Source organism: Microbacterium sp. NPDC056003, assembly GCF_042274785.1.
GTDB lineage: Bacteria > Actinomycetota > Actinomycetes > Actinomycetales > Microbacteriaceae > Microbacterium.
In genome coordinates this window covers 436,395-454,258 of the sequence record NZ_JBHJXQ010000002.1, presented here as the reverse complement: position 1 = coordinate 454,258, position 17,864 = coordinate 436,395, and the positions used below count along the sequence as shown (strand labels likewise).

At 69.0% G+C, this 17,864-nt stretch carries 18 protein-coding genes; 16 read left to right on the top strand and 2 right to left on the bottom strand.

Features of this window, described 5'->3' with window-relative positions; genetic code table 11:
• Positions 1-117: 117 nt before the first annotated feature.
• The 8 genes from ftsZ (at position 118) to ACFC1W_RS11455 (ending at position 5,702) form a co-directional block, all read left to right on the top strand.
• Positions 118-1,260, top strand: coding sequence for a cell division protein FtsZ (ftsZ, locus tag ACFC1W_RS11490; RefSeq protein WP_191766252.1), 1,143 nt, complete (start codon positions 118-120; stop codon positions 1,258-1,260).
• 30 nt (positions 1,261-1,290) lie between these two features.
• Positions 1,291-1,998: a YggS family pyridoxal phosphate-dependent enzyme gene (locus ACFC1W_RS11485; RefSeq protein ID WP_375992470.1), complete on the top strand. Its 708-nt coding sequence runs from the start codon at positions 1,291-1,293 to the stop codon at positions 1,996-1,998.
• 32 nt (positions 1,999-2,030) lie between these two features.
• Entirely contained in the window at positions 2,031-2,492 is a 462-nt protein-coding gene (locus ACFC1W_RS11480) for a cell division protein SepF (protein ID WP_191766594.1), read from the top strand.
• Positions 2,493-2,501: 9 nt separating this feature from the next.
• The gene (locus ACFC1W_RS11475; RefSeq protein ID WP_375992467.1) at positions 2,502-2,801 is read left to right on the top strand and encodes a YggT family protein; all 300 of its coding nucleotides are present in this window, start codon (positions 2,502-2,504) and stop codon (positions 2,799-2,801) included.
• 135 nt (positions 2,802-2,936) lie between these two features.
• Complete coding sequence (locus ACFC1W_RS11470) at positions 2,937-3,533, top strand: DivIVA domain-containing protein (protein ID WP_375992464.1); 597 nt, start codon at positions 2,937-2,939, stop codon at positions 3,531-3,533.
• 9 nt (positions 3,534-3,542) lie between these two features.
• Entirely contained in the window at positions 3,543-4,157 is a 615-nt protein-coding gene (gene lspA / locus ACFC1W_RS11465) for a signal peptidase II (RefSeq protein ID WP_375992461.1), read from the top strand.
• Between the two features lies 1 nt (position 4,158).
• A complete protein-coding gene (locus tag ACFC1W_RS11460; protein ID WP_375992459.1) occupies positions 4,159-5,079 on the top strand; it encodes an RluA family pseudouridine synthase in 921 nt (306 codons plus the stop codon).
• A gap of 101 nt (positions 5,080-5,180) precedes the next feature.
• Positions 5,181-5,702: a GNAT family N-acetyltransferase gene (locus tag ACFC1W_RS11455; RefSeq protein WP_375992899.1), complete on the top strand. Its 522-nt coding sequence runs from the start codon at positions 5,181-5,183 to the stop codon at positions 5,700-5,702.
• A gap of 24 nt (positions 5,703-5,726) precedes the next feature.
• On the opposite strand, the gene ACFC1W_RS11450 is transcribed toward ACFC1W_RS11455, so the two are convergent.
• Complete coding sequence (locus ACFC1W_RS11450) at positions 5,727-6,206, bottom strand: NUDIX domain-containing protein (RefSeq protein ID WP_375992457.1); 480 nt, start codon at positions 6,204-6,206, stop codon at positions 5,727-5,729.
• 291 nt (positions 6,207-6,497) lie between these two features.
• Between ACFC1W_RS11450 and dnaE the strand changes: the two genes are divergently transcribed.
• From dnaE to ACFC1W_RS11425, 5 genes are all read left to right on the top strand, one after another.
• The gene (gene dnaE, locus ACFC1W_RS11445) at positions 6,498-10,016 is read left to right on the top strand and encodes a DNA polymerase III subunit alpha (RefSeq protein WP_375992455.1); all 3,519 of its coding nucleotides are present in this window, start codon (positions 6,498-6,500) and stop codon (positions 10,014-10,016) included.
• Between the two features lie 86 nt (positions 10,017-10,102).
• Entirely contained in the window at positions 10,103-11,167 is a 1,065-nt protein-coding gene (locus ACFC1W_RS11440) for a hypothetical protein (protein ID WP_375992452.1), read from the top strand.
• Positions 11,168-11,385: 218 nt separating this feature from the next.
• The gene (gene hisD / locus ACFC1W_RS11435; RefSeq protein ID WP_375992449.1) at positions 11,386-12,696 is read left to right on the top strand and encodes a histidinol dehydrogenase; all 1,311 of its coding nucleotides are present in this window, start codon (positions 11,386-11,388) and stop codon (positions 12,694-12,696) included.
• Between the two features lie 23 nt (positions 12,697-12,719).
• Positions 12,720-13,196, top strand: coding sequence for a transcriptional regulator NrdR (nrdR, locus tag ACFC1W_RS11430; RefSeq protein ID WP_375992446.1), 477 nt, complete (start codon positions 12,720-12,722; stop codon positions 13,194-13,196).
• Positions 13,197-13,239: 43 nt separating this feature from the next.
• Entirely contained in the window at positions 13,240-14,265 is a 1,026-nt protein-coding gene (locus tag ACFC1W_RS11425) for a quinone-dependent dihydroorotate dehydrogenase (protein WP_375992443.1), read from the top strand.
• 46 nt (positions 14,266-14,311) lie between these two features.
• Here the strand turns inward: ACFC1W_RS11425 and ACFC1W_RS11420 are convergent, their stop codons facing one another.
• The gene (locus ACFC1W_RS11420; RefSeq protein ID WP_375992440.1) at positions 14,312-14,899 is read right to left on the bottom strand and encodes a DUF3043 domain-containing protein; all 588 of its coding nucleotides are present in this window, start codon (positions 14,897-14,899) and stop codon (positions 14,312-14,314) included.
• A gap of 48 nt (positions 14,900-14,947) precedes the next feature.
• Here ACFC1W_RS11420 and ACFC1W_RS11415 point away from each other — a divergent pair, with 48 nt between their 5' ends.
• The 3 genes from ACFC1W_RS11415 to coxB all read left to right on the top strand — a co-directional run bounded on the left by ACFC1W_RS11415 (position 14,948) and on the right by coxB (position 17,863).
• A complete protein-coding gene (locus ACFC1W_RS11415) occupies positions 14,948-16,348 on the top strand; it encodes a dipeptidase (protein WP_375992437.1) in 1,401 nt (466 codons plus the stop codon).
• Positions 16,349-16,452: 104 nt separating this feature from the next.
• Positions 16,453-16,818 carry an iron-sulfur cluster assembly accessory protein gene (locus tag ACFC1W_RS11410; protein WP_191766266.1) on the top strand — a complete coding sequence of 122 codons (366 nt, stop codon included), beginning with the start codon at positions 16,453-16,455 and terminating at the stop codon, positions 16,816-16,818.
• A gap of 160 nt (positions 16,819-16,978) precedes the next feature.
• A complete protein-coding gene (coxB, locus tag ACFC1W_RS11405) occupies positions 16,979-17,863 on the top strand; it encodes a cytochrome c oxidase subunit II (protein WP_375992434.1) in 885 nt (294 codons plus the stop codon).
• Position 17,864 lies beyond the last annotated feature (1 nt).

Below are 17,864 nucleotides of genomic sequence, written 5' to 3'. Positions count from 1 at the left end.
TCCCGGCCGGGTGGCGGCATCCGCTTACCTTCAATTCAGGAATTGCATACCGGGCAATTCTTTATACCTCTACTAGAGGTTGAAGGTTTCGACAGGTCCAGGGCTACGGAGGCCGGCATGAGCCAGAACCAGAACTACCTCGCCGTCATCAAGGTGGTCGGGGTCGGCGGAGGCGGCGTCAACGCCGTCAACCGCATGATCGAGCTCGGCCTGCGCGGCGTCGAGTTCATCGCCATCAACACCGACGCCCAGGCGCTGCTGATGAGCGACGCCGACGTCAAGCTCGACGTCGGCCGCGAGCTCACCCGCGGCCTCGGCGCCGGCGCCGACCCCGAGGTCGGGCGACGTGCGGCAGAGGATCACGCCGAAGAGATCGAAGAGGCGCTGCGCGGCGCCGACATGGTCTTCGTGACCGCGGGCGAGGGCGGCGGCACGGGCACGGGCGGCGCGCCGGTCGTGGCCAAGATCGCCAAGTCGATCGGCGCCCTCACCATCGGTGTCGTCACCAAGCCGTTCTCGTTCGAAGGCCGCCGGCGTCAGCAGCAGGCCGAGACCGGTGTCGGCAAGCTGAAGGAAGAGGTCGACACCCTCATCGTGGTGCCCAACGACCGCCTCCTCGAGATCAGCGACCGCGGCATCTCGATGATCGAGGCGTTCGCGACCGCCGACCAGGTGCTCCTCGCCGGTGTGCAGGGCATCACCGACCTCATCACGACGCCGGGCCTGATCAACCTCGACTTCGCCGACGTGAAGTCGGTCATGCAGGGAGCGGGGTCGGCCCTGATGGGCATCGGGTCGGCGAGGGGAGCGGACCGCGCGATCAAGGCGGCCGAGCTCGCCGTCGAATCGCCGCTGCTCGAGGCCTCGATCGAGGGCGCGCACGGCGTGCTGCTCTCGATCCAGGGCGGCTCGAATCTCGGTATCTTCGAGATCAACGACGCCGCGCAGCTGGTGAAGGAAGCGGCGCACCCCGAGGCGAACATCATCTTCGGGACGGTGATCGACGACACCCTCGGCGACGAGGTGCGCGTCACGGTCATCGCCGCGGGCTTCGACGGTGGCGAGCCGCAGCAGCGGATCGAGCCGATCACCGCTTCGCGGATCGTGACGACGCCCGCCGTGCCGGCGCTGCCCGCCGACGAGGCGGCCGCGCAGGAGCGCGAGGCCGAGCCGGTGTCTGTCGGCGCCGCACTTCCCGAGTCGTCGTTCGACTCGGCGTTCGGCGACGACGACCTCGACATCCCCGACTTCCTCAAGTAATCCGTCGACGAGCTCAGAGACCGACACACCGTGCCAGACACCCCTGAGCTCGCAGGAGCGCTCGTCGATCGTCTCTCAGACGTCGACGAGCGGATTGCGGATGCCGCGCGCGCGGCCGGGCGAGACCCGGCCGCGCTCACGCGCATCGTCGTGACGAAGTTCCACCCCGTCTCGCTCGTGCGCGAGCTGTACGCGCTCGGCGTGCGCGACGTGGGGGAGAACCGTCAGCAGGAGTTCTCGGCCAAGGTCGCCGAGGCCGGCGACCTCACCGACCTGCACTGGCACTTCATCGGGCAGGCGCAGACCAAGAAGGCGCGGGCGATCCGGGCCGCGGCATCCGCTGTCCACTCCGTCGATCGCGCGAAGCTCGCCGATGCCCTGCATGCGGCCGCCGGGCCGGACGCGCCGGTGCTCGACGTGCTCCTTCAGGTCAACCTGACGGACGACCCCGGCCGCGGCGGCGTCGCTCCGGTCGACCTCGAGGGTCTCGCCACCCACACCGCCGCGCTGCCCAGCCTGCGCGTGCGGGGCATCATGGCGGTCGCACCGCTCGATGTCGCGCCCGAGGCCGCCTTCGCGCAGCTGCCGGGCCTCGCCGACACCGTCCGGGCGGTCGTGCCGGACGCCGACTGGATCTCCGCCGGCATGACGGCGGACTTCGCCGAAGCGATCGCCGCAGGCGCGACACACCTGCGGATCGGCTCGGCAATCACGGGCCCACGGCCCCTGCACGGTTAATCTCGGAACAGATGAGCACTACGGAGGATGCGATGTCGAACCCGCTCAAGAAGACCATGGTGTACCTGGGCCTCGCCGACGAGGAAGAGGTCTACGACGAGCCCGCGCCGCAGCCGCGCAGCCGCAAGCCCGAAGCGGTCGTCGAGAAGGCCGCCCCGGTCACCCCGCTGCACCGCCCCGCCGTCGTGCGTCAGCCGGCGCCGACCGCGATCAGCGAGATCCTCACGGTGCACCCCAAGCAGTATCGCGACGCCCAGGTGATCGCCGAGAACTTCCGAGACGGGATCCCGGTCATCATCAACCTGTCGCAGATGAGCGACGCCGACGCGCGCCGCCTGATCGACTTCGCGAGCGGGCTCTCGCTCGGCCTCTACGGCCGCATCGAGCGTGTGACCAGCAAGGTCTTCCTGCTCTCGCCCGAGAACGTCGCGGTGTCCGGTGACGGAGCGGTCGCACAGGCCGACCCGGAGTCCGTTCCCTTCGCACAGCCGTAGTCTGGATCCGTGGCCGTCGTCCAACTCATCGCCTCGATCCTGAATCTGGCACTGCTCCTCTACGTCTTCCTGTTGCTCGCGCGGCTGATCATCGACTGGATCCCGTTCTTCAACCGTGAATGGCGCCCGAAGGGCGCGGGACTGGTCGCTGCCGAGATCGTCTACACCGTCACCGATCCGCCCATCAAGCTGTTCCGCAGGTTCATCCCTCCGCTGCGGGTCGGCGCGATCGCGATCGATTTCGGGTTCGCCCTGACGATGCTCCTGTGCTTCATTCTGCTGAGCGTCACGCGCGCCATCGCGATCTGACGAATCGGCTGCGGGAACGCCGTCGTACTTCGACACTCTCGGGAACCCGCGGCTATGCTTGCTTGATACGACCAGCCGCCGGCGGGTCGGCCCCGACATCGGCCAGCGACCTGAGCGCTCGAAAGAGGAATCACCATGGCATTGACCCCCGATGACGTCGTCACCAAGCAGTTCCAGCACGTCCGCTTCAAGGAGGGGTTCGACCCCGACGAGGTGGACGACTTCCTCGACGAGATCGTCGTCGAGTGGCGCAAGGCCCTCGCCGAGAACGAGGAGCTGAAGGCCAAGCTGGCTGCCTACGAGTCGGGTGCCGCTCCCGCTCCCGCTCCCGCCCGCGCCGCCGAGCCGGTTCCCGCTCCGGCGCCCGCGCCCGCCGCCCCTGCTGCCGCCGAGTCGGCGCCGAGCGGTGCCGCCAGCGCCGGCATCATCGAGCTCGCTCAGCGCCTCCACGACGAGCACGTCGCCGAGGGCCGCGCACAGCGCGACCAGCTCATCGCCGACGCCAAGGCCCAGGCCGCACAGATCGTCTCCGAGGCCGAGTCGCGCGGCCGCGACGAGGTCGCCAAGCTCGACCGTGAGCGCGCTCAGCTCGAGTCGCGCATCTCGGAGCTGCGCAACTTCGAGCGCGACTACCGCGCGCAGCTGCGCAGCTACATCGAGGGCCAGCTGCGCGACCTCGAGACCACGTCCACGTCTTCGGGCTCGACGCCGGTCTCGGCCATCGGCCTCTAGGCCTGCCCTTTGGCAGACCGGCCCCCCCTTCGCAAGGCGGCGGCCGGCGCCATCATCGCGTTCCTCGCGGTGGTGGTGCTGGCCGCCGATCAGTTCACCAAGCAGCTCGCCCTCGAGAACCTGCCGTACGAGCAGCCGGTTCCCGTCATCGGCGACTTCCTGATCTTCTATCTCGTCCGGAACCCCGGCGCCGCGTTCTCGCTCGGCGAGGGTGTCACCTGGATCTTCACCATCGCACTGGCCGCCGTCGCCGTGGCGATCGTGTGGCTCGCCGCCACCCGCGTGAGGTCACGGCTGTGGGCGGTCGCGCTCGGACTGCTCCTGGGCGGCGTGCTCGGCAACCTGGCCGACCGCATGTTCCGCGAGCCGGGCTTCCCGGTCGGCCACGTGATCGACTTCATCAACACCCCGTGGATGATGCCGGCCATCTACAACATCGCCGACATCTTCATCGTCTCGATGATGATCGGCGTCGCGCTCCTGGTGCTCGTCGGCCTGCACCTCGACGGCACGCGCGAGGCGCGAAAGGCGGCCGCGACCGGCGGCGGTGCCGGCGCGAGCGCCGGCGGCGCAGGCGGCGACGGAGAACCGGATGCCGCGGCATCCGATTCCGCAAAGGACTGACGTGGAGTCGCGCAGTCTTCCCGTCCCCGACGGCCTCGACGGCACCCGCGTCGACGCGGCCCTCGCCAAGATGCTGGGGTTCTCGCGCACATTCGCGGCCGACGTCGCCGACGCCGGCGGCGTCACGATGGACGGACGCACTCTCGCGAAGTCCGACAAGCTGCGGGGCGGCGCGTGGCTCGACGTCTCGTGGACGCCCAAGGAGGAGCCGCGCATCGTCCCCGTCGAGGTGCCGGACCTCGGCATCGTGTACGACGACGACGACATCGTCGTGGTCGACAAGCCCTCCGGCGTCGCGGCGCACCCCTCGCTCGGCTGGGAAGGACCCACGGTGCTCGGCGCCCTGGCCGCGGGCGGCTACCGCATCGCGACCACCGGCGCCGCGGAGCGCCAGGGTGTGGTGCATCGCCTCGACGTCGGCACGAGCGGTCTGATGGTCGTCGCGAAGACCGAGCACGCCTACACCGTGCTGAAGCGCGCGTTCAAGGAGCGCGAGGTCGACAAGATCTACCATGCCATCGTGCAGGGGCATCCCGACCCGCTCGCGGGCACGATCGATGCACCCATCGGCCGTCACCCCCACCATTCGTGGAAGTTCGCGGTGACCCCCGACGGCAAGGACTCGGTCACGCACTACGAGACGCTCGAGGCCTTCCCCCGGGCATCCCTCCTCGAGGTCCACCTCGAGACAGGGCGCACCCACCAGATCCGCGTGCACATGGCCGCCCACCGGCACCCGTGCGTCGGCGATCCGCTGTACGGGAGCGACCCGACCCTCGCGGCGCGCCTCGGACTCACGAGGCAGTGGCTGCACGCGCACGAGCTGTCGTTCGCGCACCCGTCGACGGGGGACTGGGTCACGTTCGCGTCGCCCTACCCGCCCGATCTGGCCCGCGCCCTCGAGGTGCTGCGCGGCGACTGACGACACGGTCCGATACGCGTGTCGGACGCCGGTGCCAGGCTGAGACGGTGACGTCATCGATCAGGGTCGTTCCCGCCACGAAGTTCGCCGATCTGCGCACGATGGTCGGCCCGAAGAGGCCCGACGCCGACGTCTGCTGGTGCCTCAGTTACCGCGTGCCGAGCAAGGAGAACCTCTCGCTGCACCGCGAAGCGCGGGGTGAGCGGGTGCGCGAGCTCATGAAGGAGGGGCCGCCCGGCGTGCTGGCCTACGACGGCGACGAGGTCGTCGGCTGGGCGGGTGTGCACCCGCGCGCCGACACCGCGTTCGCGACGAACCGCAAGATCCCGCACGTCGACGACCTCGACGTGTGGAGCGTGTGGTGTCTCCGGGTGCGCCCGGGGCATCGCGGCCACGGCATCTCGCATGCACTCCTGGCCGGTGCCGTCGCCTTCGCCGAGGACAACGGGGCGCCCGCGATCGAGGGCTATCCCGTCGACAACCGCGGCCGGAAGGTCGATCTCACGATGGCCTACGTCGGCACCAAGAAGCTGTTCATGAAGGCCGGCTTCCGCAAGGCGGCAGGCACCGACTCGGTCATCAACGGCTTCCCTCGTGTGCTCATGCGGCTCGACCTCCGCTGACGCGGGCGTCTTCCGTGCTCCGACTCACTTGGGCCGGCCGCCCTCGAAGCTCGCGGGATCGTCCTCGGCGACGGCCAGGGCGATGCGCCGCACCTGTTCCTGCTCCATGTCGCCCAGCTCCTCCAACCCGCGGAAGCCGACCTCGATGAGCTCGCCATCGGCGGGATACGGGTCGCCCGACACCCAGCTGCACCGGAAGACGAGGTCGACGAAGTCGACCTGATCCCCATTGGGGTAGGTCAGCCGCGGCAGCGTGTGCACGAAGGCGAGCCGCTCGACGCGCACGGCGACGCCGGCCTCCTCCGCGCATTCCCGGACGGCGGTGTCGGCGGGCTGCTCGCCGGGGTCGACGATACCCGAGATGCACTGCAGCCGGCCGTTGTCGGCCCGCCGCCCGACCAGCACCTTCTCGTCCCGGAACACCACCGCAGTGACCCCCACGAGGGGGAGCGGAGCGGTGCCGATCTGCTCGCGGAGCCGGACGACGAAGTCGGGTGTGGGCATGACACTCACCCTAGGCTCACCGCTGTGCCCCGCCACGCGCGGACGTGCCTGTGCCGTGCCGTGCCGTGCCGTGCCTCGCCGCGCACAGAATCGGAGATCGCAGCGGACACGCCGGGCCGCGGCATCCGTTCCCGGCGTGTCGCGAAGGATCTCCGATGTTGTGCGCCACAGGGTCCCCGCGAGGGCGCAACCCTTACCCTCGACTCGAGGGTGAAGCGACCTGGCCCGGTCGTTCGGCCCCATCCCGGCGCGCGGCACCGAGGTGTCTGCGGGGCTGGTTAGGCTCGATCCGTGGCATCCGACTCCTTCGTTCACCTGCATGTCCACAGCGAGTACTCCATGCTCGACGGAGCCGCGCGCATCGGCCCGATGGTGCAGGAGGCTTCGCGCCTCGAGATGCCCGCCATCGCGGTCACCGACCACGGCAACACGTTCGCGGCGTACGAGTTCTACAAGACCGCGAAAGATGCCGGGATCAAGCCGATCATCGGCATCGAGGCCTACGTCACGCCGGGCACGCACCGCTCCGACAAGGCCCGTGTGCGGTGGGGGACCCCCGAGCAGAACGACGACGATGTGTCGGGCTCGGGCGCGTACACCCACATGACGCTGCTCTCCGAGACCACCGAGGGTATGCACAACCTGTTCCGGCTGTCGTCGCTGGCGAGCATCGAGGGCTACTACTTCAAGCCCCGCATGGATCGCGACCTGCTGCAGAAGTACGGCAAGGGCCTGATCGCGACGACCGGCTGCCCGTCGGGCGAAGTCCAGACACGCCTGCGCCTGGGCCAGTACGACGCGGCACGCGCGGCGGCGGCCGAGTTCCAGGACCTGTTCGGCAAAGAGAACTACTTCGCCGAGATCATGGACCACGGACTCTCGATCGAGCGCCGCGTGATGACCGATCTGCTGAAGATCGCGAAAGACCTCGGCATCCCGCTCGTCGCGACGAACGACCTCCACTACACGCACCAGCACGATGCGTCGAGCCATGCGGCTCTTCTGTGCGTGCAGTCGGGGTCGACGCTCGACGACCCGAAGCGCTTCAAGTTCGACGGCGACGGCTACTACGTCAAGACCCCGGCCGAGATGCGCCAGGTGTTCCGCGACCACCCGGAAGCCTGCGACAACACGCTGCTGATCGCCGAGCGCTGCAACGTCGAGTTCAACACCAGCGCCAACTACATGCCCCGGTTCCCCGTGCCCCCGGGCGAGACCGAAGAGTCGTGGTTCGTCAAGGAGGTCGAGAACGGACTTCGCGACCGGTACCCCGGTGGCATTCCGGACGAGGTGCGCTCGCAGGCCGAGTACGAGACCAGCGTCATCGTTCAGATGGGCTTCCCGGGCTACTTCCTGGTCGTCGCCGACTTCATCAACTGGGCCAAGCGCAACGGCATCCGCGTCGGTCCCGGGCGTGGCTCCGGTGCGGGCTCCATGGCCGCGTACGCCATGAAGATCACCGACCTCGATCCGCTGCAGCACGGCCTGATCTTCGAGCGGTTCCTCAACCCCGACCGCGTCTCGATGCCCGACTTCGACGTCGACTTCGACGACCGTCGTCGTGGCGAGGTCATCCAGTACGTCACTGAGAAGTACGGCGACGAGCGCGTCGCGCAGATCGTGACCTACGGCACGATCAAGGCGAAGCAGGCGCTGAAAGACGCCGGGCGCGTGCTGGGCTTCCCGTTCAGCATGGGGGAGAAGCTCACCAAGGCGATGCCGCCCGCCGTCATGGGCAAAGACATGCCGCTCGAGGGCATGTTCGACAAGAGCCACCCGCGCTTCAAAGAGGCCTCCGAGTTCCGCGCGCTGATCGAGACCGATGCCGAGGCCAAGACGGTCTTCGACACCGCCGTCGGGCTCGAGAACCTGAAGCGTCAGTGGGGCGTCCACGCCGCCGGCGTCATCATGTCGTCCGAGCCGCTGATCGACATCATCCCGATCATGAGGCGGGAGCAGGACGGCCAGATCGTCACGCAGTTCGACTACCCCGCGTGCGAGTCGCTCGGCCTGATCAAGATGGACTTCCTGGGGCTGCGCAACCTCACGATCATCAACGACGCGCTCGACAACATCGAGGCGAACCGCGGCCACCCGCTCGTGCTCGAAGACCTCACCCTCGATGACGCCGAGTCGTACGAGCTGCTCTCTCGCGGCGACACCCTGGGTGTCTTCCAGCTCGACGGCGGGCCGATGCGCTCGCTCCTGCGGCTCATGAAGCCTGACAACTTCGAAGACATCTCGGCCGTCATCGCGCTGTACCGTCCAGGCCCGATGGGTGCGAACTCGCACATCAACTACGCCCTGCGAAAGAACGGCCAGCAGGAGATCACGCCGATCCACGAGGAGTTCCGCGAGTCGCTCGCCGACATCCTCGACACCAGCTACGGCCTGATCATCTACCAGGAGCAGGTCATGGCGATCGCGCAGCGCGTCGCCGGCTTCAGCCTCGGTCAGGCCGACATCCTGCGCCGCGCGATGGGCAAGAAGAAGAAGTCCGAGCTCGACAAGCAGTTCGAGGGCTTCCAGGCGGGCATGCACGCGAACGGGTACTCCGACGAGGCGGTCCAGAAACTGTGGGAGATCCTCCTCCCGTTCTCGGACTACGCCTTCAACAAAGCGCACTCGGCCGCGTACGGACTCGTGTCGTACTGGACGGCGTACCTCAAGGCCCACTATCCGGCCGAGTACATGGCCGCGCTGCTCACGAGCGTCGGCGACTCGAAGGACAAGATGGCGGTGTACCTCAACGAGTGTCGCCGCATGGGCATCAAGGTGCTGCCGCCCGACGTCGGGCAGTCGATCCGCTACTTCGCGGCCGTCGGCGAAGACATCCGCTTCGGCCTGGGCGCCGTCCGCAACGTCGGCGCGAACGTGGTCGACGGCATCGTCGCGGCGCGTGCCGACGACGGGTATGCGAGCTTCCACGACTTCCTGACGAAGGTGCCGATCCACGTCGCGAACAAGCGGACGGTCGAGTCGCTCATCAAGGCGGGCGCCTTCGATTCGCTCGGCTCCACCCGCCGGGCGCTCATGGAGATCCACGAGGACGCCACCGAGGCCGCGGTCGAGACCAAGCGCAAGGCGGCGACCGGCGCGATCGGATTCGACTTCGACAGCCTCTACGACGAGGCCGAGGAGGTCATCCCGGCCAAAGTGCCCGAGCGGCCCGAGTGGACGAAGAAGGACAAGCTCGCGTTCGAGCGCGAGATGCTCGGTCTCTATGTCTCGGACCACCCCCTGGCCGGACTCGAGATCCCGCTCGCCAAGCACGCGTCGACCAGCATCCACGACCTGCTCTCGTCCGAAGACGTCAACGACGGCGACCAGGTGACCATCGCGGGGCTGGTGACGAGCGTGCAGCACCGCGTGGCCAAGGCCAGCGGCAATCCGTACGGCATGATCACCGTCGAAGACTTCAACGGCGAGGTCACCGTGATGTTCATGGGCAAGACCTACACCGAGTTCAGCTCGATGCTGGTGGCCGACTCGATCCTGGTGGTGCGCGGTCGCGTGTCGCGGCGCGACGACGGACTCAACCTGCACGCGCAGTCGGCATTCGCACCCGATCTGGGGGCGATGGATGCCTCGGGGCCGCTCGTGCTCCTCCTGCCCGAGCGCCGCGCGAGCGAGGCGACGATCGGCGAACTCGCCCGGATGCTCGAGCGTCACCAGGGCGAGACCGAGGTGACGATCAAGCTGCACAGCGGTTCGGCGGCCAAAGTGTTCGAGATCCCGCATCAGGTGCGGCTCACCGCCGATCTCTACGGCGAGCTCAAGGGGCTGCTCGGCCCGCAGTGCCTCGGCTGAGCGGCATCCCATCTCATTTCCGTCTCATGAGGCGTGAGTAGCATGAAAACGACGTATGCCGCCGTGCGCGGCCGGAAGGGAACATCGTGACCGACGATCAGCGTGCTGAGGAATTCGACGTCGCCGCAGGGCAGAACCACCAGGACGAACCGCCTCAGTACGGGGTCGGGCCGTTCTCGATCCGCGAGGTCGCCCTCGTCGGAGTGTGGTTGGTCGCGTTCGTCGTTTCGTTCTTCTCGATCGACGAAGGACGCTTCAACTCGGTGTGGACCGCGAGCATCCTCTGGATCCTCTCCATCGGCGTGCCGACCGTCGCCGTGTTCCTGATCGTCCTCCGTCGGCTCTCGCCGACCGGCATCCGGCGGGTGGGCTCGCTGGGCATCGACCAGTTCGCATCGGTGGCGTTCTCGGTGGCGGTGATCGTCTGGCTGCAGCTCGTGTGGGAGACGGTCGCGTTCGGGATCGACAGCGGGCGCTGGGTGCGCACGTGGGTGATCTGGGTCGAGCTCGCCCTCATGCTCATCGGCGTCGTGCTCACGGTGTTCGCACCGCTTCTGCCGACGCTCGGCCAGGACTTCCGCGGTCGCGCCGAGGTGCCGGCACACCGCAACGCCCGGCCGATCCGCCCGGTCTCGCCCCGCCCCGCCGCGCCGCGCGACGAGGAGCCCGCGGGCACCGATTTCGCCGAGTACGCGCCGCCGGCGGCCGAGGCCACCGCGGCGTACGACACCACGACCGCGTACGACACGGGCTCCGCCTACGGGACCCAGCGCGCCGGGGCCGCTTCGGAGGCCGGGGCCGCTCCGCTCCCCGACGACGCCACGTCATCCGCCGAGCCCCGCGCCGAGCAGGAGCCTGCCCCCGCCACGACGGCCTTCGAGCCCGCGCACACCCGCGACACCTACGAGGCCGTCGAGACGCCGAGCAGCACCGCCGAGCCGGCGGCTGAATCGTCGCAGCGTCATCAGGCATTCTGGGCGCTCGTCCCCGAGGAGCGCGACGTCGTCGACGAGATCGGAATCCCGGTGTTCCGCATCGGCCCGACCGCGTGGGCGCTCGTGATCGAGGACCGCGTCGACGTGTTCGTCGTGCGCCACGAGGACGGCCGGATCGGCTACCTGCACGACGTCACGGGCGTCACACGCGGCTGATCTCGATACACGTCCGCGCTTCGCGTGGTCGCACTCGATCCGGCGGATCTCGATACACGTCCGCGCTTTGCGGGGTCGCACTCGATCCGGCGGATCTCGATACACGTCCGCGCTTCGCGTGGTCGCACTCGATCCGGCGGATCTCGATACACGTCCGCGCTTCGCGTGGTCGCACTCGATCCGGCGGAGCGCCACAAGGAACGAGATACCGTAGAAGGATGCTCCGGACGATCGATCTGCGGGGACGCGCGCTGTCTCCAGCCGAACTCCTCGCCACCGTGCCGCGGGCGACCGCTGCGCGCGAAGAGGCGCTCTCGACGGCGGCGCGCCTCGTCGCCGACGTCGCCTCGCGCGGCGAGACGGCACTGCGCGATCAGGCGGAGCAGTTCGACGGCGTGACGGGCCACGACATCCGGGTTCCGGCGTCGCACCTCGACGAGGCGCTCGAGTCTCTCGATCCGGCCGTGCGCGACGCGCTCGAGCAGGCGATCGAGCGCGTGCGCGAGGCATCCGCCGCACAGGTGCCCGCACCGGTCACCACGCAGCTCGCGCCGGGCGCGCGGGTCATGCAGCGGTGGCAGCCGGTGCGGCGCGTGGGGCTCTACGTTCCGGGTGGCAAAGCGGTCTACCCGTCGAGCGTCGTGATGAACGTCGTTCCGGCGCAGGTCGCGGGTGTGTCCCAGATCGCGGTCGCCTCTCCGCCGCAGCGCGACCAGGGCGGTCGCGTGCACCCCGTGATCCTTGGAGCCGCGAAGCTGCTCGGGGTCGACGAGGTCTACGCGATGGGCGGTGCCGGCGCGATCGGCGCGCTCGCCCACGGGGTCGGCGGGCTGGGCCTCGACCCGGTCGACGTCGTCACCGGTCCCGGCAACAACTTCGTCGCGGCCGCGAAGCGGGCCGTGGCGGGATTGGTGGGGACGGATGCCGAGGCCGGCGCCACCGAGATCCTCATCGTCGCCGACGACAGCGCCGACGCGCGACTCGTCGCCGTCGATCTGATCAGCCAGGCCGAGCATGACGAGCAGGCATCCGCGGTGCTCGTGACGGACTCCGAAGGTCTGGCCGAGGCCGTCGCGGTCGAGGTCGCGACACGCGCCGCAGCGACCCGACACACCGAGCGTGTCGCGGCGGCACTCGCGGGTCCGCAGTCGGCGATCGTCCTGGTCGACGACCTCGACGCTGCGACCGCCTTCAGCAACGCCTACGCGCCCGAGCACCTGGAGCTCCACCTGCGTGATCCGAAGCCCGAGCAGTTCGTGCACGCGGGCGCGGTCTTCGTCGGTGCCGACTCGCCGGTGAGCCTCGGCGACTACCTCGCGGGCAGCAACCATGTGCTGCCGACCGGCGGGCAGGCCCGCTACTCGGCGGGTTTGTCGGCGTCGACGTTCCTGCGCCCGCAGCAGGTCATCGAATACGACCACGCCGCGCTTGAGGCCGTGCGCGACGCGATCGTGGTGCTCGCCGAGGCCGAGGCCCTGCCCGCCCATGGCGAAGCCGTCGTGGCCCGCTTCGAGACGCCGGCCGGCTGACCCGGGCGTAGGCTGTCTCTGCCATGCACTGTCCGTTCTGCCGCCACTCCGACTCGCGCGTCATCGACTCCCGCACCAGTGACGACGGTCTCAGCATCCGTCGCCGTCGTCAGTGCCCCGAGTGCGGAGGCCGCTTCACGACGATCGAAACCGCCAGCCTCAATGTGATCAAGCGCTCGGGCGTGATCGAGCCGTTCAGCCGCGAGAAGGTCATGTCGGGGGTGCGCAAGGCGTGCCAGGGGCGACCGGTGACGGAGGCCGACCTCGCCGTTCTCGCGCAGACCGTCGAGGAGACCGTTCGTCAGACCGGCGCCTCACAGCTCGACACGAATGAGATCGGACTGGCGATCCTCGGCCCGCTGCGCGAGCTCGACGAAGTGGCCTATCTGCGGTTTGCGAGCGTCTATCAGGCGTTCGATTCGCTGGAGGACTTCGAATCGGCGATCGACCAGCTGCGAGCCGATCACCAGGACCGTCCCGTCCGCGCCATCGCCGATTAGGCCCGGTCGGGTCGCGCGCGGCCGACCGGATAGCCTGGACGGGATGTATCCCCTCCTGTTCCGGACCGTTCTGTCGCGCATGGACCCCGAGACCGCGCACCACGCGGCGATGGTGGTCATCCGGGTGCTCGGCGTTCCGCCCTTCTCGTGGGTGGTCCGCGCCCTGACCCGCCCCGACCCACGGCTCGCGACGTCGGCACTGGGCCTCTCGTTCGACTCGCCGTTCGGCGTGGCCGCAGGCTTCGACAAGAACGTCAAGGGCGCGGCCGGGCTGTTCGCGCTCGGCTTCGGTCACGTCGAGGTGGGCACGCTCACGGCCATCCCGCAGGAGGGCAATCCGCGTCCCCGGCTGTTCCGGCTGATTCCGGACCGTGCCGTGATCAACCGCATGGGCTTCAACAACCACGGCGCCGAGGCCGCTGCGCGCCGGCTCGAGAAGCTGCGCCGACGCACGCGCCGCGGCGTCATCGGCGTCAACATCGGCAAGAGCCGCGTGGTCGACGTCGACGACGCCACCGCGGACTACGTCCGCAGCGCCACGCTCCTCGCGCCGCTCGCCGACTACCTCGTCGTCAACGTGTCGTCGCCGAACACGCCCGGCCTCCGCGGCCTGCAGGCGGTCGAGACGCTCCGCCCGCTGCTGGAAGCCGTGCACGCGGCGGCCGGTGCGACACCGCTGCTCGTGAAGATCGCCCCCGACCTGCCCGACGACGAGGTCGTCGCCGTCGCGCAGCTGGCCGTCGACCTCGGCCTGGACGGACTCATCGCGACGAACACGACGATCTCCCGCGAGGGCCTCGTCACCGACCCCGCCGTCGTCGAGAAGGCGGGGGCCGGCGGACTGTCGGGGGCCCCGCTCAAGGCGCGCGCCCTCGACGTCCTGCGCCTCGTGCGCGGCGCGGTGCCTGCCGAATTCTGCGTCATCTCCGTCGGCGGCGTCGAGACCGCTGACGACGTGAAGGAACGGTTGGATGCCGGAGCCACCCTGGTGCAGGGCTACACGGCGTTCCTCTATCGCGGTCCGCTGTGGGCGCGGCAGATCAACCGCGGACTCGTGCGCGCGCGCTGAGCCGCGGCATCCCGCATCATCTTCTCCGGGTGGGTGATGACCCGGCTCAGACCGGACGCTGGCCGCGCTTGACCTGCGGCTTGGGCAGACGCAGGAACCGCATCTGCACGGTGCGCATCGCCGCGTACCAGCCGAGGCCCTTCTCGATCTTGTCGGCGCCGAACTTGGCCTTCACGGCGCGCTTGGCGTTGATCGACGTAAGCACCATGTCGCCGACGACGAAGAGGATGAAGATCCACAGCGCGACGAACGAGTAGTACTGCACCTCGGGCACGGGGATGAACGTCGCGAGGATTACGACCACCATCGCGGGCATGACGGCCTCGCCGAGGTGCCATCCGGCGTCGACGTAGTCGCGCACGAACTTGCGCTGGGCACCCTGGTCGCGCGCCGGGAGATAGCGAGGGTCGCCCGCGGCCATGCCGACGCGGGCCTTGTCGCGCTGCGCCTGGAGCTCAGCGCGGGCGCGTGCCTTGGCCTCTTTGGTGTCGGGGACCAGGGGGCGCTTGCGTGCCGCCTCCTGCTCCGCTCGGCTGGGAGTGGCGCGCCCCTTGCCGGTCACCGGCACGCCGTTGAGGACCGTTCCGTCGGAAGGAGCGTCGTTCGACGCGGGAGCTGCGGAGTTCTTGGCCACGATGATCCTCGGAAGTGCGGGTGCGGGGGTGCACTTAAGATTACCCGCATGACCACTGAGCTCTCCCGACAGGATGCTGTGCGTGACGCCGCGGCCTCCGGCATCCCCTCCGCCCTCGCCGACCTCGGTGCGCTCGTGCGCATCCCGTCGGTCGCCTTCCCCGGCTTCGACGCCGCTCCGGTGCAGCGCAGCGCCGAGGCGGTCGCCGACCTCGTGCGGAGGACCGGGCTGTTCGAGACCGTCGAGATCCGCCGCGCCGCGATCCCGGGTACCGACGAACAGGGTCAGCCGGCTGTGCTGGCGACACGGGCCGCCCGTAACGGGCGCCCGACGATCCTGCTGTACGCGCACCACGACGTGCAGCCCGTCGGCGACGAGGCGCTCTGGGAGTCCGCCCCGTTCGAGCCGACCGTCCGAGGAGGACGCCTGTACGGTCGCGGCGCCGCCGACGACAAGGCCGGCATCATGGCGCACATCGCGGCCCTCCGTGCTCTGAAGGAGGCCGTCGGCGAGGACTTCGACCTCGGTGTGGCGCTGTTCTTCGAGGGCGAGGAAGAGGCGGGCTCGCGCTCGTTCGCGCAGTTCCTGTCCGACAACGCCGACGCGCTGCGCGCGGACGTCATCGTCGTCGCCGACTCGGGTAACTGGGACGACAAGACTCCCGCCCTCACGGTGTCGCTGCGCGGCAACACGCGCTTCACCATGCGCGTGAAGACGCTCGACCACGCGTCGCACTCCGGAATGTTCGGCGGAGCGGTGCCCGACGCGATGATGGCCACAGTGAAGCTGCTCGCCACGCTGTGGGACGCCGATGGCGCAGTCGCGGTCGCGGGCTTGACCGAGAGGGATGCCGAGACCCCGGAGTACAGCGAGGCGACACTGCGCGACGAGGCCGGCCTGCCCGACGGCGTCTCGCCGATCGGTCGCGGCACGATCCTGAGCCGGATCTGGAACAAGCCGTCGATCACGGTCACCGGCATCGATGCGCCCAGCGTCGCCAACGCCTCGAACACGCTGAGCCCGGAGATCTCCGTCGTCCTCAGCGCCCGCATCGCGCCCGGGCAGCCGGCGCGCGACGCCTATGCAGCGATCGAGGCCCATCTGCGGGCGAACGCCCCGTTCGGCGCGGAGCTCACGTTCACCGATCAGGACTACGGCGATGCCTTCCTGGTCGACACCTCGGGCTGGGCGGTCGAGGCCGCCCGTGAGGCGCTCCACGAGGGATACGGGGTCGAGTCCGTCGACATCGGCGTGGGCGGGTCGATCCCGTTCATCGCTGACCTCGTGCGGGAGTTCCCCGGGGCGCAGATCCTCGTGACCGGCGTGGAAGACCCGCACGCCCGCGCGCACAGCCCCAACGAATCGCTTCACCTCGAGACGTTCCGCAACGCGGTGCTGTCGGAGGCGCTGCTGCTCGAGAAGCTGGATGCGCGCGGCGACCGCGGCTGACACGCCCTGCTCGGAGCCGGTTCTCGGACTACGGGCGTAGAATCGCAGCATCCCGCCGCCCCGGTGCCGATCACCGGATCAGGCGGCCCGTCCGGAGGAGTGCCATGACCGACACTGCGCTGTCGACCGACCAGTCCGTTCGCGAACACGGCGTCGCACTGACCGAAGCCGCCTCGCTCAAGGTGAAGAGCCTCCTGTCGCAGGAGGGCCGCGACGACCTGCGTCTGCGCGTGGCCGTGCAGCCCGGAGGCTGCAGCGGGCTGATCTACCAGCTGTATTTCGACGAGCGCTATCTCGACGGCGACAAGACGGTCGACTTCGACGGCGTCGAGGTCATCGTCGACGACATGAGCGTCCCGTACCTCGACGGCGCGACCATCGACTTCAAGGACACGATCTCGGAGCAGGGGTTCACAATCGACAACCCCAACGCCGCCGGCAGCTGCGCCTGCGGTGACAGCTTCCACTGATCCAGCCCGATTTCCGCAGGCCCGGAGCGCTCCATGGAGTGCTCCGGGCCTGCGGTTTTCCCCCCTCGCGACACAGGTCAACCTGGGCGGATGGCCTGAATACCCTGGATGCTTGCCCTAGACTGAGGAGAGTCCTGTTCGCGACCCGGAAAGGTGCACCGTGCCCTCGAAACGCCGTATCCGCTGGGCCGTTCTCCCGCTCGGGATCGCAACGGCCGCAGTACTCGCCGGATGCACCCCGACCGAGCTCCACGGCTTCCTGCCGGGCTTCGTCGAGAGCGGCCAGCCGGCCACCGATCGCACCGACATGGTCGCCGGTCTGTGGGTCAACTCCTGGCTCGTGCTGCTGGCCGTCGGCGTCATCACGTGGGGCCTCATGGGCTGGGCTGCGATCGCCTACCGTCGCCGCCGCGGTCAGGTGGGCCTCCCCGTGCAGCTGCGCTACAACATGCCGATCGAGATCTTCTACACGGTCGTGCCGCTGATCCTCGTGATCGGCTTCTTCGCGTTCACGGCGCGCGACCAGACGATCCTCGAGACCCAGACGGAAGACCCCGACGTCTCGATCGTCGCGATCGGCAAGCAGTGGTCCTGGGACTTCCAGTACGACGGCGAGTCCGACGACGACACGGTGTGGACCATGGGCGTCCAGGCGCAGACCGACGAGCAGGGCAACGTCACCACCGAGCTGCCGAAGCTCGTCCTCCCGGTCGACAAGACGGTCAAGATCAAGCTCCAGTCGCGCGACGTGATCCACTCGTTCTGGATCATCGACTTCCTGTACAAGAAGGACATGTACATCGGGAGGGACAACTACTGGTCGTTCACTCCCACCCGCGAGGGGGAGTACGCCGGCAAGTGCGCCGAACTCTGCGGCGAGTACCACTCGATGATGCTCTTCAATGTCGAGGTCGTCAGCGAAGCCGAGTACGAGGATTACCTCGACACCCTTCGCGAGGCCGGCCAGACCGGTGACATCAACGACGAGTACGACCGACTTCAGAATCTGCCCGGAACGGGTGCGAGCTCCGAGGGAGACGACTGAT

What these genes read in the sequence shown, in the direction of transcription:
- ftsZ (WP_191766252.1), top strand. Translation starts at nt 118, where the DNA reads ATGAGCCAGAACCAGAACTACCTCGCCGTCATCAAGGTGGTCGGGGTC.
- ACFC1W_RS11480 (WP_191766594.1), top strand. Translation starts at nt 2,031, where the DNA reads ATGTCGAACCCGCTCAAGAAGACCATGGTGTACCTGGGCCTCGCCGAC.
- ACFC1W_RS11470 (WP_375992464.1), top strand. Translation starts at nt 2,937, where the DNA reads ATGGCATTGACCCCCGATGACGTCGTCACCAAGCAGTTCCAGCACGTC.
- ACFC1W_RS11455 (WP_375992899.1), top strand. Translation starts at nt 5,181, where the DNA reads ATGGTCGGCCCGAAGAGGCCCGACGCCGACGTCTGCTGGTGCCTCAGT.
- ACFC1W_RS11450 (WP_375992457.1), bottom strand. Translation starts at nt 6,206, where the DNA reads ATGCCCACACCCGACTTCGTCGTCCGGCTCCGCGAGCAGATCGGCACC.
- hisD (WP_375992449.1), top strand. Translation starts at nt 11,386, where the DNA reads ATGCTCCGGACGATCGATCTGCGGGGACGCGCGCTGTCTCCAGCCGAA.
- nrdR (WP_375992446.1), top strand. Translation starts at nt 12,720, where the DNA reads ATGCACTGTCCGTTCTGCCGCCACTCCGACTCGCGCGTCATCGACTCC.
- ACFC1W_RS11425 (WP_375992443.1), top strand. Translation starts at nt 13,240, where the DNA reads ATGTATCCCCTCCTGTTCCGGACCGTTCTGTCGCGCATGGACCCCGAG.
- ACFC1W_RS11415 (WP_375992437.1), top strand. Translation starts at nt 14,948, where the DNA reads ATGACCACTGAGCTCTCCCGACAGGATGCTGTGCGTGACGCCGCGGCC.
- ACFC1W_RS11410 (WP_191766266.1), top strand. Translation starts at nt 16,453, where the DNA reads ATGACCGACACTGCGCTGTCGACCGACCAGTCCGTTCGCGAACACGGC.